The organism is Janthinobacterium sp. 13, from assembly GCF_002749695.1.
Taxonomy (GTDB): Bacteria; Pseudomonadota; Gammaproteobacteria; order Burkholderiales; family Burkholderiaceae_D; genus Janthinobacterium; species Janthinobacterium kumbetense.
Window position 1 is genome coordinate 4,475,487 of the sequence record NZ_PEEQ01000001.1, and the last position, 14,480, is coordinate 4,489,966.

General features: G+C 64.0%; 17 protein-coding genes. 2 read left to right on the plus strand and 15 right to left on the minus strand.

Annotated features, from left to right (window positions below; all coding sequences use genetic code 11):
* Window positions 1–9 precede the first annotated feature (9 nt).
* Window positions 10–906, minus strand: coding sequence for a LysR family transcriptional regulator ArgP (locus CLU94_RS19650; protein ID WP_099666863.1), 897 nt, complete (start codon window positions 904–906; stop codon window positions 10–12).
* Between the two features lie 73 nt (window positions 907–979).
* Between CLU94_RS19650 and CLU94_RS19655 the strand changes: the two genes are divergently transcribed.
* Window positions 980–1,633 (plus strand): LysE/ArgO family amino acid transporter, encoded by a 654-nt coding sequence (locus CLU94_RS19655; RefSeq protein WP_099666864.1) that lies wholly within the window; start codon window positions 980–982, stop codon window positions 1,631–1,633.
* On the opposite strand, the gene fliR is transcribed toward CLU94_RS19655, so the two are convergent.
* The 13 genes from fliR to fliF all read right to left on the minus strand — a co-directional run bounded on the left by fliR (window position 1,634) and on the right by fliF (window position 12,969).
* Window positions 1,634–2,500: a flagellar biosynthetic protein FliR gene (fliR, locus tag CLU94_RS19660; RefSeq protein ID WP_099666865.1), complete on the minus strand. Its 867-nt coding sequence runs from the start codon at window positions 2,498–2,500 to the stop codon at window positions 1,634–1,636. It lies immediately after the preceding gene.
* A gap of 16 nt (window positions 2,501–2,516) precedes the next feature.
* Complete coding sequence (fliQ, locus tag CLU94_RS19665) at window positions 2,517–2,786, minus strand: flagellar biosynthesis protein FliQ (protein WP_035821365.1); 270 nt, start codon at window positions 2,784–2,786, stop codon at window positions 2,517–2,519.
* A 10-nt stretch (window positions 2,787–2,796) separates the two neighbouring features.
* The gene (fliP, locus tag CLU94_RS19670) at window positions 2,797–3,555 is read right to left on the minus strand and encodes a flagellar type III secretion system pore protein FliP (RefSeq protein ID WP_369811507.1); all 759 of its coding nucleotides are present in this window, start codon (window positions 3,553–3,555) and stop codon (window positions 2,797–2,799) included.
* 7 nt (window positions 3,556–3,562) lie between these two features.
* Window positions 3,563–4,126, minus strand: a complete 564-nt coding sequence (fliO, locus tag CLU94_RS19675) for a flagellar biosynthetic protein FliO (protein ID WP_099666867.1) — start codon at window positions 4,124–4,126, stop codon at window positions 3,563–3,565.
* Window positions 4,123–4,557, minus strand: coding sequence for a flagellar motor switch protein FliN (gene fliN, locus CLU94_RS19680; RefSeq protein WP_034754038.1), 435 nt, complete (start codon window positions 4,555–4,557; stop codon window positions 4,123–4,125). The genes fliO and fliN overlap by 4 nt, the downstream gene beginning before the upstream one ends.
* Before the next feature lie 50 nt (window positions 4,558–4,607).
* Entirely contained in the window at window positions 4,608–5,594 is a 987-nt protein-coding gene (fliM, locus tag CLU94_RS19685; RefSeq protein ID WP_034754035.1) for a flagellar motor switch protein FliM, read from the minus strand.
* A gap of 6 nt (window positions 5,595–5,600) precedes the next feature.
* Window positions 5,601–6,113: a flagellar basal body-associated protein FliL gene (gene fliL / locus CLU94_RS19690; protein ID WP_099666868.1), complete on the minus strand. Its 513-nt coding sequence runs from the start codon at window positions 6,111–6,113 to the stop codon at window positions 5,601–5,603.
* Window positions 6,114–6,299: 186 nt separating this feature from the next.
* Complete coding sequence (locus tag CLU94_RS19695; RefSeq protein WP_257218878.1) at window positions 6,300–7,607, minus strand: flagellar hook-length control protein FliK; 1,308 nt, start codon at window positions 7,605–7,607, stop codon at window positions 6,300–6,302.
* Window positions 7,608–7,626: 19 nt separating this feature from the next.
* Window positions 7,627–8,067, minus strand: a complete 441-nt coding sequence (gene fliJ, locus CLU94_RS19700; RefSeq protein WP_077407817.1) for a flagellar export protein FliJ — start codon at window positions 8,065–8,067, stop codon at window positions 7,627–7,629.
* 32 nt (window positions 8,068–8,099) lie between these two features.
* The gene (fliI, locus tag CLU94_RS19705) at window positions 8,100–9,416 is read right to left on the minus strand and encodes a flagellar protein export ATPase FliI (RefSeq protein WP_233516143.1); all 1,317 of its coding nucleotides are present in this window, start codon (window positions 9,414–9,416) and stop codon (window positions 8,100–8,102) included.
* Window positions 9,417–9,505: 89 nt separating this feature from the next.
* Entirely contained in the window at window positions 9,506–10,219 is a 714-nt protein-coding gene (locus CLU94_RS19710; RefSeq protein ID WP_099666869.1) for a flagellar assembly protein FliH, read from the minus strand.
* Window positions 10,220–10,262: 43 nt separating this feature from the next.
* Window positions 10,263–11,261, minus strand: a complete 999-nt coding sequence (gene fliG, locus CLU94_RS19715; protein ID WP_077407811.1) for a flagellar motor switch protein FliG — start codon at window positions 11,259–11,261, stop codon at window positions 10,263–10,265.
* Complete coding sequence (gene fliF / locus CLU94_RS19720) at window positions 11,254–12,969, minus strand: flagellar basal-body MS-ring/collar protein FliF (RefSeq protein WP_099666870.1); 1,716 nt, start codon at window positions 12,967–12,969, stop codon at window positions 11,254–11,256. The genes fliG and fliF overlap by 8 nt, the downstream gene beginning before the upstream one ends.
* 337 nt (window positions 12,970–13,306) lie before the next feature.
* Between fliF and fliE the strand changes: the two genes are divergently transcribed.
* A complete protein-coding gene (fliE, locus tag CLU94_RS19725) occupies window positions 13,307–13,609 on the plus strand; it encodes a flagellar hook-basal body complex protein FliE (RefSeq protein WP_230539976.1) in 303 nt (100 codons plus the stop codon).
* A gap of 111 nt (window positions 13,610–13,720) precedes the next feature.
* On the opposite strand, the gene CLU94_RS19730 is transcribed toward fliE, so the two are convergent.
* Entirely contained in the window at window positions 13,721–14,467 is a 747-nt protein-coding gene (locus tag CLU94_RS19730) for a flagellar brake protein (protein ID WP_099666871.1), read from the minus strand.
* Between the last annotated feature and the right edge of the window lie 13 nt (window positions 14,468–14,480).

Here is a 14,480-nt window from a genome sequence, read left to right on the forward strand (position 1 = left end):
GGCGGCCAATCAGGGCGGCAGCAGGCCCGAGCGGGCGGCCGCCAGGATGGCGCCGCTCAAGCCGTCGAGCAAGCCGGAAGCGGCGCGCGCCGTATGCCAGTGCAGCGGCACATCCAGTGGCGTACCGGGCAGCAGTTCGACCAGGCTGCCATTGTCGAGATGGGGCTGGATCAGCGCCTGCGGGTGCAAGCCCCAGCCCATTCCCGCCAGGGCGGCCGTGACGAAGGCGTGCGACGAGGGCAGGGCATGGCGCGGCAATTCCACGTGCCGGTGGCACAGGCGCCGCACCCAGCGCGCCTGCAGCTCATCCTTGGTATTGAAGACGAGGCTGGGTGCCAGCGCCAGGCTGGCGGCGCCCACGCCGTTGGCAAAATAGCGCTGCAGGAAGGCGGGACTGGCGGCCGCCAGGTAGCGCATGGCGCCCAGCGGGCGGCTGTTGCAGCCCGATGCGGGCCGGGCCGTGGCGCTGACTGCCGCCAGCACGGCGCCGCTGCGCAGCCATTCGGCCGTATGGTCCTGGTCGTCGACGGCCACTTGCAGCAGCACCGGGTGCCCGGCCGCAAAGGCGGCGATGGCGGGCGCCAGCCAGGTGGCCAGGCTGTCGGCGTTCACGGCGATGGGTACGCTGGCGCGCGACTGCCCCTGCGCTGCCAGCGCCGGCAAGGTCCCCTGCAGATCCTGTTCCAGCAGCTGCACCTGGTCCACGTGCTGGCACAAGCGCCGGCCCGTTTCTGTGGCGCGGCAGGGCTGGTCGCGTATCACCAGCGCGCAGCCGACGCGCTCTTCCAGCAGGCGGATGCGCTGCGAAATGGCCGATGGCGTCACGTGCAAGGCGCGCGCCGCGCGCTCGAAACTGCCTTCGCGGATGACGGCGGCCAAGGCAGCGAGGGCGGCATAATCGAGCATGGATGAAGTTTTCCTTAACTGGCTGTAGAAAAGGTAGTTTGCCTTCATTCCTTCCGGCTGGCAAGATCGCCGCATGACACTCTCGACCGCCACCACACCACTGTTTTTTCCCGTCTTTTTCCAGGGCTTGACCCTGGGCCTGGGCCTCATCGTTGCCATCGGCTCGCAAAATGCCTTTGTCTTGCGGCAAGGCTTGCGCCGCGAACACGTGGGTGCCATCGTGCTGTTTTGCGCGCTGGCCGACGCGGCGCTGATTGCCGCCGGCGTCCTGGGCATGGCCAGTGCGCTGGGGCAGCGACCCTTGCTGGCCAGCGCGCTGGCGCTGGGCGGCGCCGTCTTCCTGGCCGTCTACGGTTGGCAAGCCCTGAGGCGCGCCCGCCGGCCGCAGCAGTTGCGCGCCGCCGAGGGGGGCGCGGGACTGGGCCTGGCGGCCATCCTGGCTCAGGCGGCGGCCTTTACCTTGCTCAACCCGCATGTGTATCTGGATACGGTATTGCTGGTGGGAAGTATTGGCGCCCAGCAGCCGGGCGCGCTGCGCGGCTGGTTTATTGTTGGCGCGAGCGCGGCCAGCCTGCTGTGGTTTGCGGCGCTGGGATATGGCGCGCGCTGGCTGGCGCCGTGGTTTGCGCGGCCGCGGGCCTGGCAAGTGCTCGATGGCTTGATTGGCATCACCATGTTCGTGCTGTCCGCGCTGTTGCTGCGCCACGCGCTGGGCTGGCAGCCCTGATCAGCGCGCGGGCGGCAGCGGTGCCGGTGCAGGCGCTGCCGGGCGCAGGGGATTCGCTGGCGCGGGCGGCGGCGGCCGGTCGCGCGTGGCGAAGCCGCGCGGCAGCAGGCGCGCCGTTTCTATGCCGCGCAGGAACATGTTCTGGAAGGGCGTGGCCAGGTAGGGCAGGACCATGCTGATCACCAGCAAGCCCACGCCCAGGGTGACGGGAAAACCGATACCGAAAATGTTCAGCTGCGGCGCGGCTCGCGTCAAGATGCCCAGGGCCACGTTGGTCAGCAGCAGGGCGGCGATGATGGGCAGCGAAATTTGCAGGCCGGAACGGAAAATTTCCCCACCCCACGCCGCCAATTGCTGGAAGCCGCCGCCGCTGATGGGGCTTGATGAAATCGGCAGGCTGACGAAGCTTTCCGCCAGGGCCGCCAGCAAGACCAGGTGGCCGTTGACGGTCAAAAACATCAAGGTGGCCAGCATGACGAGGAACTGGCTGATGGCGGAGGACCTGCCCTTGGTTTGCGGATCGAAGAACGAGGCGAAGCCCAGGCCCATGGTGAGACTGCTGATTTCGCCTGCCATTTCGATGGCGGAAAACACGATGCGGATGGAAAAGCCCATGGCCAGGCCCACCAGCATCTCTTGCGTGAGGATCAATAAACCGGGCAAGGACATCGGGTTGACGGCCGGCAAGGCCGGCACGGTGGGGGCGATGATCATGGCCAGCAGGGCGCCCAGGCTCACCTTCACGGTGGCCGGCACGGCCGCGTTGCCGAACAGGGGGGCGGCCGCGATCAGGCCGAGGATGCGGCTAAGCGGCCACAGCAGTGCTGCGATCCAGGTATTGAGTTCGATGCTGGACAGGGTCAGCATGGCAACAAGCGCGGCACTAGCCCACCAGGTTCGGGATGCCCGTGAAGACCTGGCGCATGTAGTCGAGCATGACGGACAGCATCCAGGGGCCCGCCACGACGAGGGCGACGAAAATGCCGACCAGCTTGGGGATGAAGGACAGGGTCGCCTCGTTGATCTGCGTTGCCGCCTGGAAAATACTCACGATCAAGCCGATGATGAGGGCGACGAGCAGCATGGGCGCGGCCACCATGAGGGTGATTTCCATCGCATGGCGGCCCAGGGTCATGACGCTTTCGGGTGTCATCGTATTTCCCCTAGTAAAAACTCTGTGACAGCGAGCCCAGCAGCAACTGCCAGCCATCGACCAGCACGAACAGCATCAGCTTGAACGGCAGCGAGATCGTTGCCGGCGACATCATCATCATCCCCATCGACATCAGCACGCTGGCGACCACCATGTCGATGATCAGGAACGGGATGAAGATGGCAAAGCCGATCTGGAACGCCGTCTTCAGTTCGCTGGTGACGAAGGCGGGCACGAGGATGCGCAGCGGCACGTCTTCCGGACCTTGCAGGGCCGGCGAGCGCGACATCTTGGCAAACAGGGCCAGGTCGGCCTGGCGCGTCTGCTTGAGCATGAAGGTTTTCAGGGGATCGACGCCCTTGTCCATCGCCTGCTGCATGGTGATCTTGTTTTCCTGGTAAGGAAGATAGGCATCCGTATAAATCTTGTCGAACACGGGTCCCATGACGAACAGGGTCAGGAACAGGGCCAGCCCCACCAGCACCTGGTTCGGCGGCGCCGATTGCGTGCCGATGGCCTGGCGCAGCAGGGACAGCACGATGATGATGCGCGTAAAGCAGGTCATCATCAGGAGGGCCGCCGGCAGGAAGGTGAGCGACGTCATCAGGATGAGCGTCTGCACCGGCAACGAGTAATTCTGGCCTCCGCCCGGCGCCGGCGTGCTGTTGAAGGCCGGGATGCCCGGCTGGGCCATTGCCCACAGCGGCAAGGCCAGGGCGGCGGCCGCCAGCAGCCAGGTCAGGGGAGTCTTGAAGGTGGACCACGCCATCTGCTGCTTATTTCCCATTGCGTTTTTCGATGGTCTGTTTCAGCCACTCGGAAAAATTGGCGGCCGCGGGGCCGTTTTGCGCCGTGGCCAGTTGCGGCAAGTCGCCTTCCTGGCGCGGCATGGTGGCCAGCGCGTTGATCCTGCCGGGCGAGGCGCCGACGACGATCCACTGGTCGGCCACTTCGACGAGGACGATGCGTTCGCGTCCGCCCAGGTTGAGCGAGCTGACGACGCGCATCTTGCTGTTGCCGCCCATGACCTTGGGGCCATAGCGCTTCATGAACCAGGCCAGGCCGATCAGGAGGGCCAGCACGAACACGAGTGCGAAGATGGTTTGCAGCAAGCTGCCGGCCGAGCTGGTCGGCGCCATCGTCATCGGTGCGCCGGGCGGCATGGCGGGCAGGGCGGCGGCCGGCGCGGAAGCCGGCACCGCCGTTGCAGCCGAGGCGGCCGGCGCCGTGGCGGCTGGCGGTGCCTCGCTGGCCGCCGGCGCCGATGCCGGTTCGGCGTGCGCGATGCTGCATGCCGCCAGGAGCGGCAGCACAGTGGAAATCAACAGGCCAGGCTTCATTTATTCAATTTTCGGATGCGTTCGGAAGGCGTGATGATGTCCGTCAGGCGGATGCCGAACTTGTCATTCACCACCACCACTTCGCCCTGGGCGATCAGGCAGCCGTTCACCAGCACGTCCATCGGTTCGCCGGCCAGGCCGTCGAGCTCGACCACGGAACCCTGCGCCAGTTGCAGCAGGTTCTTGATGGCGATCTTGGTGCGGCCCAGTTCGACCGTCAGCTGCACGGGGATATCGAGGATGAAATCGATATCGTTGTGCGTTTCCGACTTCGATGCCTGCTTGGAAAAGTCCTTGAACACGGCGGCGCTGGCCGCGCTGGCCGTATTGGCGGCCTGGTTTTGCAGCGCTTCCGCTTCCGCCTTGGCCTGCTCGGCAATGGCCGCGCCCCAATCGTCTTCCGCGCTTTGGTCGTCTTGGTTGTCAGACATGTGTTTCTCCTGTTGTACAGATGCGGGCCGCAGCGCGACCCGTATATTTCTTAATGGTTGTTCATGTTATCGGCATTGGCGAGGAGTTTCTCCACCTTCAATGCATATTGTCCGTTCAATACGCCGTACGTGCAATCCATCACGGGCACGCCGTCGACGGTGGCGGCGATCAGTTCGGGAATATTCAGCGGGATGATGTCGCCCACCTTCATGTTCAGGATTTCATCGAACGACACGCGCGCCGTACCCAGCGAAGCGACCAGCTCGACTTCGGCGATCTGGATCTGCTGCGTCATCAGGCGGATCCAGCGCTTGTCCACTTCCAGCGCCTCGCCCTGCAGGCTGGAGGTCAGCGAATCACGGATCGGCTCGATCATCGAATACGGCATGCAGAAGTGGATTTGTCCGGAAACGGAGCCCAATTCCACCGTAAACGTGGACGCCACCACCACCTCGTTCGGCGTGGCGATGTTGGCGAACTGCGTGTTCATTTCTGAACGGATATATTCGAACTCGACGGGGAAGACCGGCTCCCACGACTTGGTGTAGGCCTCGAAGACGATGTCGAGGATGCGCAGGATGATGCGCTGCTCCGTCTGCGTAAAGTCGCGTCCTTCGACGCGCGTATGGAAACGTCCGTCGCCGCCGAACAGGTTGTCGACCAGCAAGAACACGAGGCCCGGATCGAAGACCATCAGGGCCGTGCCGCGCAGCGGCTTCATGTGCACCAAATTCAGGTTGGTCGGCACCACCAGGTTACGGATGAACTCGCTGTATTTCGACACGCGCACGGAACCGACCGACACTTCGGCGCTGCGGCGCAGGAAGTTGAACAGGCCCACGCGCAGCAGCCGGGCGAAACGCTCGTTGATAATTTCCAACGTTGGCATCCGGCCGCGCACGATGCGCTCCTGGGTTGCCAGGTTGTAGGTACGAACTCCCGTGACATCTTCCGGCGCCTGCGCGTCGTCCTGGTCTCCGTTGACGCCCTTCAGAAGGGCATCGACTTCTTCCTGGGAGAGGAAATTATCGGCCATGGCTGCTTATTGAATGATGAATGCGGTAAATAATACGTCCGTCACGTCCTGCTCCGGCCCTTTGTCCTCGAACGGCTGGTTCACCTGATTGATGATTTCGGCCGCCAGTTGCTGCTTGCCTTCCACGGTATTGAGTTCGGACGCCTTCTTGCCGGACAGCAGCAGCAATAAACGGCTGCGCACTTTCGGCATGTTGACCTTGATCAAGTCCATTTCTTCCGGGCTGCTGGCCTGCAAGGTAAACGCGATTTGCAGGTATTGCTCGCCATTTTCCGGCTGCAAGTTGACGGTGAAGGCATCGATGGGCACGAAGACGGGCGGACCTGCCTTGGAAGCGGCATGTTTTTTCTTGCTGGGCGCCGATTCTTCTTTATCGGCCTTGCCATGCAGGAAATACCAGGCGGCACCGCCACCGATACTGCCAGCCACCAGCACCGAGGCCAGCACGATGATCAGAAGCTTCTTTTTCGAGGCGCCGGCGGGAGCCAGGCCTGCATCTGCTTTCGGATCTGCTTTCATTTTTGGATTTGCTTTCAATGGTACTCGAGTGCATGGAAGTGGATCACGACGCCATTATGTCATTATCGGCAAATTCTGCGCAGAAGGATGCAGTGAAAAGAGGGCGGAAGCGCCCTCAACTCGCTGTTTTTAGACGAAAAGTTACGTCAGGGGGCGCGCCAGCGGCTGACGGACGACGAATTGTCCTCAGGCAAAGGTATCCACGGCACTCAGGCTGGGCCGGCTGCGCCCGCCTGCCGCCGGCGCGATGGCGATCTCGCCACCCGCTACGCCGCCGCCCTGGCCATTGCCACGGCGTCCGCCGGATGCTTCCCGGTTACCCTGGCCCTGCTGTTCCGGCGTGCCGGCCGAGACGGTGGCGCTGCCAAAGGCAATGCCCGCTTCGCTCATCATCTCGCGCAGGCGCGGCATGGCCGCTTCCAGCGCCTGGCGTACTTCCGGCTGGGCTGACATGAAGGCGGCATCGGCCTGGTCATTGGTGACTGTCAGTACCACTTGCACAGGTCCCAGGTCGGGCGGATTCAAGGTCAGGGTGGCGCTCTGGTCGCCGCCGGCCGCCATCCACACGACTTTCTGTCCCAGCTGCTGGTCCCAGGCCGGCGTGCCGACCCGGCCCGTCAGCTTGTCGGCCGGCACGGCCACGGCGGCCGCCGCCTGCTGCAGCGCGCCCGGCTGCAACTGGGCCGCCAGGCGGCTCAGGTCGGCAGGTGTTTCCTTGAGAATCGGTTCGGCCACGGCGGCGCCCGCCTTGGCGGTGGCAGCCAGCTGGGCGTCGATGGCCAGCTTGCCAGGCTCGGCCTTGCCGGTTGGCACGCTGGCGCCCGGTGCGGCGGCTGTCTTGCCCTGGGCCTGGCCCAGGCTGTCGGCAAAGTCGCCGCCGTCGGCTTGCGCGACGGCGGTGGCGGCGGCCTTGCCGCTGCCCTGGCCCGCTGCCAGCAAGGGCCCTGTGGCCGGGTTCTTGCCGTCGGCCTTGACGCTGGCGCGCGCGGGCAGTTCCGGCACGGCCTTGGCTGCTGCCGCGGGCGGCTGGATGGCCAGCTGGATGCTGCCTACCAGGGCCAGCATCTCGGCGGCCGGATCGGCTGGCGGCGCGACTGTCGCGGTAGCGGGGGCGGCGGGTACGCTGGCCTCGGCCGGGGTGCTGGCGCTGGCGTTGTCGTCGGTGGCGGGCGCGGCCGCCTCGCTGGACTGCGCTGGCGGCTGTTCGCTGCTGGCCACCTGTTCGGTACCCGTTGGCGCCGGTTTCGCTTCGCTCGCTGGCGCCTGGGCCGGCGCCTGCGTGGCCGCAGGGCTGGCAGGACGGGCCGCCGGCGCCGGCGCTTGTACTTGCGCCTGCGCCATATTGCGGCTGGCCTGGCGTTGCTCGATCTGGCGGTTCAGGGTGCGCTGGAAGTCGCCCGCCGTGCCGCTGGTGGTCGGCTGGCTGCGGTTGGCGGCGCCCGGCGTGGCGTTCGGCGAGATAATCTGGGAAATCGGTGTTGGCTGGGTTTGCATGATGCTGCCTCAGTGTTGCTTAGCGTTTGTAATAGGCTTGTCGCGCCGCGTGCTCATCCATTGCTTTCTGGTCGCGCTTGTTTTCCAGCTTCAGCGCCTGTTCCTGCGCCCGGTTGTTCAGGGTGGTGTACGACATGCGCTTGCGTTCGGCCAACTGCCAGCGCATCTTTTCATTGTCGCTGCGCGCCTGCGCATGCTCGACTACCTGCTGCTGGCCCAGGATGGCGCTGTCAAGCTTGACCATGAAGGCCTGGAAGTTGCGGTAAGCCATGGGCGTAATGCCGCTGCTCATGCTTGTCTCGAAGCGCTTGGCGTAGTCGTCGCGGTAGCCGGACAGCATGTCGAGCTTCTGGCGGCAATCGTCGAGCGCTTTCAGGGCCGCGCCCAGGCGCTTGGCGCAGTCGTCCGTTTCGCGCTGGGCAAGGTCGATCAGGGTTGCAAGTTGGGAAGGAGAAGCCATGGCTGATTATATTCCCGCTATGCAAGCCCTAATCAGTCGAATAGAGCGGTAAGTTGCCCCAAGCTCTCGTCCATGCTGACCCGCTCCGTGATTTGCTGTTGCAAAAATGCCTCGATCTTTTCATGCAGGGCGATGGCCTGGTCCAGCACGGGGTCGGTGCCGGCGCTGTAGGCGCCCACGCTGATCAGGTCGCGGCTGCGTTCATAGCGCGAATACAGCTGTTTCAGCTTGCGCGCCTGCTGCTGGTGTTCATGCGTGGTAATCGAGTGGGCGGCGCGCGAAATCGATTGCTCGATGTCAATGGCGGGATAATGGCCCGCTTCGGCCAGGCGCCGGTTCAGCACGATATGGCCGTCGAGAATCGCGCGCGCCGAGTCGGCGATCGGGTCCTGCTGGTCGTCGCCCTCGGTCAGCACGGTGTAGAAGGCCGTGATCGAGCCGCCGCCTTCCTCGCCATTGCCGGCCCGCTCCACCAGCACGGGCAGCTTGGCGAAGACGGACGGCGGATAGCCCTTGGTGGCGGGCGGTTCGCCGATGGCCAGGGCGATTTCGCGCTGCGCCATGGCGTAGCGGGTCAGCGAATCCATGATCAGCAGCACGTTTTGCCCCTGGTCGCGGAAGTGTTCGGCAATCGCCGTCGCATACGCGGCCCCTTGCAGGCGCATCAGCGGCGGCGTGTCGGCCGGCGCGGCCACGACGACGGAGCGGGCCAGGCCTTCGGGGCCCAGGATCTGCTCGATGAATTCTTTTACTTCGCGTCCCCGTTCGCCGATCAGGCCGACGACGATCACGTCCGCCTCCGTGTAGCGGGCCATCATGCCCAGCAGCACGCTCTTGCCCACGCCGGAACCGGCGAACAGGCCCATGCGCTGGCCACGGCCCACGGTCAGCATGGCGTTGATCGAGCGCACGCCCACGTCGAGCGTGTCGACGATGGGCGCGCGGCCCAGGGGATTGGCGGGGCGTACATTGATGGGGGCGCTGTCCGTCGTGTGCAGCGGGCCCAGCTGGTCGAGCGGGCGGCCCGCGCCGTCGAGCACGCGGCCCAGCAGTTGCGGACCCACGGGCAGGTGGCGCGCGCGGTCGCTGGGGCGGCGGCGCGGGTGCGCCACGCTGCCGGGACGGGGAATGGCCGGTTCGACGGAAAACACGCGCGTGCCGGGCACGATGCCTTCGACGTCGCTTTGCGGCATCAAAAACAGGCGTTCGCCTTCAAAGCCGACCACTTCCGCCTCGACCCGGCCGCCATTCGGCAGCGGCACGGTGCAGGCGGCGCCGACGGCCAGGCGCAGGCCCACGGCTTCCATCACCAGGCCGGCCACGCGCGTGACGCGGCCTGAAATCTGCATCGGTTCGACAAAGCCGACCACGGCCGTACAGTCGCTCAGGTAGGCGCGCCAGCGCGCCGCATGGGCAGCAGGGCCTTTGACGGGCTCGCTCACGGCGCCAGCCAGTCCAGGTCTTTGCCCAGCGCATGCGTCAGGCGGTGCCAGCGGGTGGACGTTTGCGCATCGATCTGGTTGCTGGCCGTGTCGATCTTGCAACCGCCACGTTCCACGGACGGGTCTTCGATGACGCGCCAGCCGCCCTTGTCGAGCTCATCGCCGATGCCGTCGCGCACCACTTGCGCATCGTCCGGGTTGAGCATCAGCAAGGCTGGTTGTTGTAGTACAGGCAAGTATTCGATGGCTTCGCGCACCATCGGCAGCATCAGCTCGGGGCGCACGGGCAGGGCCGTCTTCAGCATGCCCTTGGCCAGCTGCAAGGCCAGTTCCATCACGTCATTGGCGATCAGCTCGTCGGCCTGGTGCACGGCCGTGCCGAAGTCGACGGCGATGGTTTGCAGGTGCGCCAGTTCCACGGCGGACGCCGCCTTGCCTTCCGCATACGATTGCGCATGGCCGTCGGCATGCCCGGCCGCATGGCCTTCCGCATAGCCGGCCGCGCGGCCTTCGTCGAAGGCCGTGGCGCGCGCTTCCTCGCGGATGGCGTCGAGTTCTTCCTGCGTCGGGTATTCCAGCGGCGGGGCCAGTTCTTCCTGGTGCAGCTCGCCGTAGGGATCGGCTTCCGGATCGATCTCGGGCTCGGGGTCCGGTTCCAGCAGCTTGCGCGCCGCCACCACGCTGGGACGCTCGTCGCCAAACGAGGTCATTTCCCAGCGCTGGTACGCGGTTTGCTGCTCTTTGGGAATTAAACTAGACAAACGAATCCTCGCCTTTTCCGCCTAAGACAATCTGCCCCTCGTCCGCCAGGCGGCGCACGATCTGCAGGATCTGTTTCTGCTGCGATTCCACTTCCGACAGGCGCACGGGGCCTTTCGACTCCAGGTCTTCGCGCATCATCTCGCCGGCGCGCTGCGACATGTTCTTGAAGATCTTGTCGCGCAGCTCTTGCGAGGCGCCTTTCAGGGCGATGATCAGCATTTCCGACTGCACTTCGCGCAGCAGCAGCTGGATGCCGCGGTCGTCGATATCGATCACGTTGTCGAACACGAACATTTCGTCCATGATCTTTTGCGCCATATCATTGTCGTAATTCTTGATATTGTCCATGACGGAGCCTTCTTGCTCGCCGCTCATGAAGTTCAGGATCTCGGCCGCGGCGCGCACGCCGCCCAGCGACGATTTCTTGATGTTTTCGTTACCGGACAGCAGTTTCGTCAGCACGTCGTTGAGTTCGCGCAAGGCGGCCGGCTGCACGCCGTCCAGGGTGGCGATGCGCAAGACCACGTCGTTGCGCAGGCGGTCCGTGAAATGACCGAGGATTTCGCAGGCCTGGTCGCGTTCCAGGTGGACGAGGATGGTGGCGATGATCTGCGGGTGTTCGTTGCGGATCAGCTCGGACACGGATTGCGAGTCCATCCACTTCAGCGATTCGATGCCGGACGCGTCCTTGCCGCCCAGGATGCGCGACAGCAGCACGGATGCCTTGTCGTCGCCCAGCGCCTTGGTCAGCACCTGGCGGATGTATTCGTCCGAATCGAGGCCGACGGTGGAATTGAGTTCCGTCTGCGCGCGGAAGTCGTCGAGCACCTCGACCACCTGGTCGTGCGCGATGCCCTTCATGGTGGCCATGGCAGCGCCCAGTTTCAGCACTTCGCGCGGCCCGAGGAATTTCATGACCTCGGCCGCTTCGCTCTCGCCCAGTGCCAGCATCAGGATCGATGCTTTTTGCAGTCCCGTTGTCTCAGTCATTATTGCCTATCCATGCTTTGATTACGTTGGCCACGACGCGCGGGTCTTCCTGCGCCAGTTTCCGGGCCATCGCCAGGTTTTCGCGATAACCGCGGGCCGTATCTTCTTCCAGTTCTTCCAGCTCCGCTTCGCTGAGCAGGACTTCGTTTTCTTCGCCGTCCTTGCTCAGTTCCGGCTCGATGACGGGCGGCGGGGCGCCGAAATCGTCGATCTTGCGCATGACCGGGCGCAGCATCGGGCGCACGATCTTGATGAAGATATACAGCAGGATCAGGGCCGTGATGAGGAATTTCGCCAGTTCCTTGGCCAGCGGCAAGTTGGCCGGGTCGCGCCACCACTCCAGCTTGCCTTCCGGCGCGCGGTCGATGCCGTCGAAGGGCGAGTTGGCCACGCTGAAACTATCGCCGCGTTCCTTGTTGTAGCCCATCGCTTCCTTGACCAGGTTATTGATCTGGATCATTTCGGCAGGGGAAATCGGCTTGACCGTGACCTTGCCATCCTTGTCGAAGCTGCGGCGGTAGTTGACGACGACGGCCACCGACAGGCGGCGCAGGCCGCCCATGGATTTCTGTTCGTAGCGCACGGTCTTGTCGACTTCATAATTCGTCGTCGATTCCTTCTGTGTCGGCGCCGTGGGCGCGCCGCCCGGGGCGCCCGGCGCCTCGGCCGTCAATGGCGCCGTGGCCACGCCTGGCGGCTGGTTCGACAGGGCGCCCGGCACGCCGGACGGGTTGGCATTGCCGGCGCCCGTCGATTCGCTCGTCTGCTGGCTGCGGATGGTGGACGCTTCCGGCGGGGAATTCGGCTTGTAGGTTTCGGCTGCCTGCTCGCTTTGCGAAAAATCAACATCGGCCGTCGCTTCGGCGCGCACATTGCCATCGCCGACGATGGGCAGCAGGATCGACTCGACCTGCTTGATCACGCTTTGCTGCAATTGCTGCACGTACTTCAGCTGGTTCGGGTCCAGGCTCTTGATGCCGTTGGCACGGTCCTTGTCCTTTTCCTGGTTCGACAGCAGGGTGCCGGCCTGGTCGACCACGGTGACATTGATTGGCAGCAATTCCGGTACGCTGGACGCCACCAGGTGCACGATGGCGCTCACCTGCAGCTGGTCCAGGCCGCGGCCCGGGTGCAGGTTCAGCAGCACGGAAGCCGTCGGTTTTTGCTGTTCGCGCACGAAGACGGATGGTTTGGGCAGGGCCAGGTGGACGCGCGCCGTATCGACGGCGGACACCGATTCGATCGATTTCGCCAGTTCGCCTTCCAGTGCGCGCTGGAAATTGACCTGTTCCAGGAATTGCGAGACGCCCAGCTTCTGGTTTTCCATCAGCTCGAAACCCACGTTGCCGCCCTTCGGCAAGCCTTGCGCGGCCAGTTTCAGGCGCGCGTCGTGGACTTGCTCGGATGGCACGAGAATGGCGCCGCCGCCTTCGGAAAACTTGTGCTTGATGCCCAGCTGGTCCAGCGATGCGGTGATGGCGCCGCCGTCGCGGTCCGTGTAGTTGGAAAACAGGACCTTGTATTCGGGCGGCTGGTTCCACATGTACAGGGCCACGCCGATGGCGACCAGTGCCGCCACGCCCAGGCCGCGCAGGAAATTCTTGCCCATCGGCGTCTTGGCGAACGCTTGTACGGACTCCACGGGCGAGCGGGCAGGCGCCGGTTCCGGCGGTATGCGGTTCACATCGATTTCTTCGGCTACAGCCATGATTGCCTTCCAGGGCGGTGTATTTACGTGTATTGGGTGGTGCGTGGGGGCCGCTTCCTCGGGAGGATTGGGCGATATGCAGAATTATCCGCCACTGTCACGTGCTTCAATCGTCCAAATAGAAGGCGCTTTTGCCGCCTGCTCGGCCGAGCGGCTGGCGTTGGCGCTGGTATTGTGGAACCCTGGCAACATGTGACGGAAGTTATTGTACCCGTCGTTGCCTTGCAAGCCAGGGTTTTGTTCTCTGGGTGCAACAGGCATGGAACAGTTACGAAGCACACCAGAATCGGGAGGCAAAGTGAAAACAGGCGGTATCGATAGCAGCAGGATCGAGGCGATGATCGCGCAACTGAAGTCGGCGGCCACGCGGCCGGAGGCGAAAATACCGGCGATCCAGACCGAGATGCCGGCGGCGAAGGTGAATTTCGCCGATGCCTTCAAGAGCGCGCTCGACTCCGTGAGCGGCGCGCAAAAAGCCTCGTCCGCGCTGGGCCAGCGCTTTACCATGGGCGATGAAAAGGTCAGCCTGTCGGACGTGATGGTGTCGATGCAAAAGTCGAGCATCGAATTCCAGGCGACGGTGCAGGTGCGGAATAAATTAGTTTCTGCATATCATGAGATCATGAACATGCAAGTTTGAGTTTTAGCTATCCCAACGGCAGATTCCGGGGTTAGTTCCCAAGGAATTGGAATGCATCCCATTGGGACGCATTCCCCCGGCGGGTTTGACCCCAGCTTTCGTTTTGGGTTATCAGCCCAGCCCAGCCATGCGCGCATTCCGTTCTCGTTCGAGGCGCGTGATATAGCGCTGCACGTGCGCCAGCATGCTGCGCGGCAGGTCGACGAACTGGCAGCCGAGTCGGCGGTTCAGCTTATTGTTCAGCAAGGTCATGTCCAGCGAGTTGCGAATTTGCAAAGTTGCGGTGACGATGCCGACGTCGGGCAAGTCGATGCGGCAGCCGGGATAGTCCCGGCCGATGGTTTCGCCCAGCATCAGTTTATTGTCGAGGATGGCGATGCCGCCGCAGCTGATGTCGGCCAGCGGGAACAGGGTGTCGGCGCCGCCCAGCGAGGGCGGCAGGGGAATCGCCACGCGCACGGGATTGCTCACGGGCGTAGTCATGCGGTAATACTCGCGCCGCTGCAAGCGGATCAGTGTTTCTGGAATGGCAATTTTCAAGGCGGGCGTGCCGCCGTAATTGCACTCTTCCACCAGGGCGCTGGCAAACAGGATGCGGATCTTGTCGAGCGAGGTTTCAAACGAAATGCCCTTGGCGGCCACCATGCGCCGGTTCTGGTCGGCGTTCACGGAACGGTCGAGGATGACGCTATCGTGGTCGGCATCGACTTCCAGGATGGACGTGACGCACACATCGGATTCACCGTGGATCAGCATGCGGATCAGCTGGTTCTTTTCGCCTATGCTGCGCAGCAAGGCGATGATTTCCCGCCGCGATTCCACTTCAAAATCATGCCAGTTTTCGAGGCCGGAATCCATAATATGTGCTTGC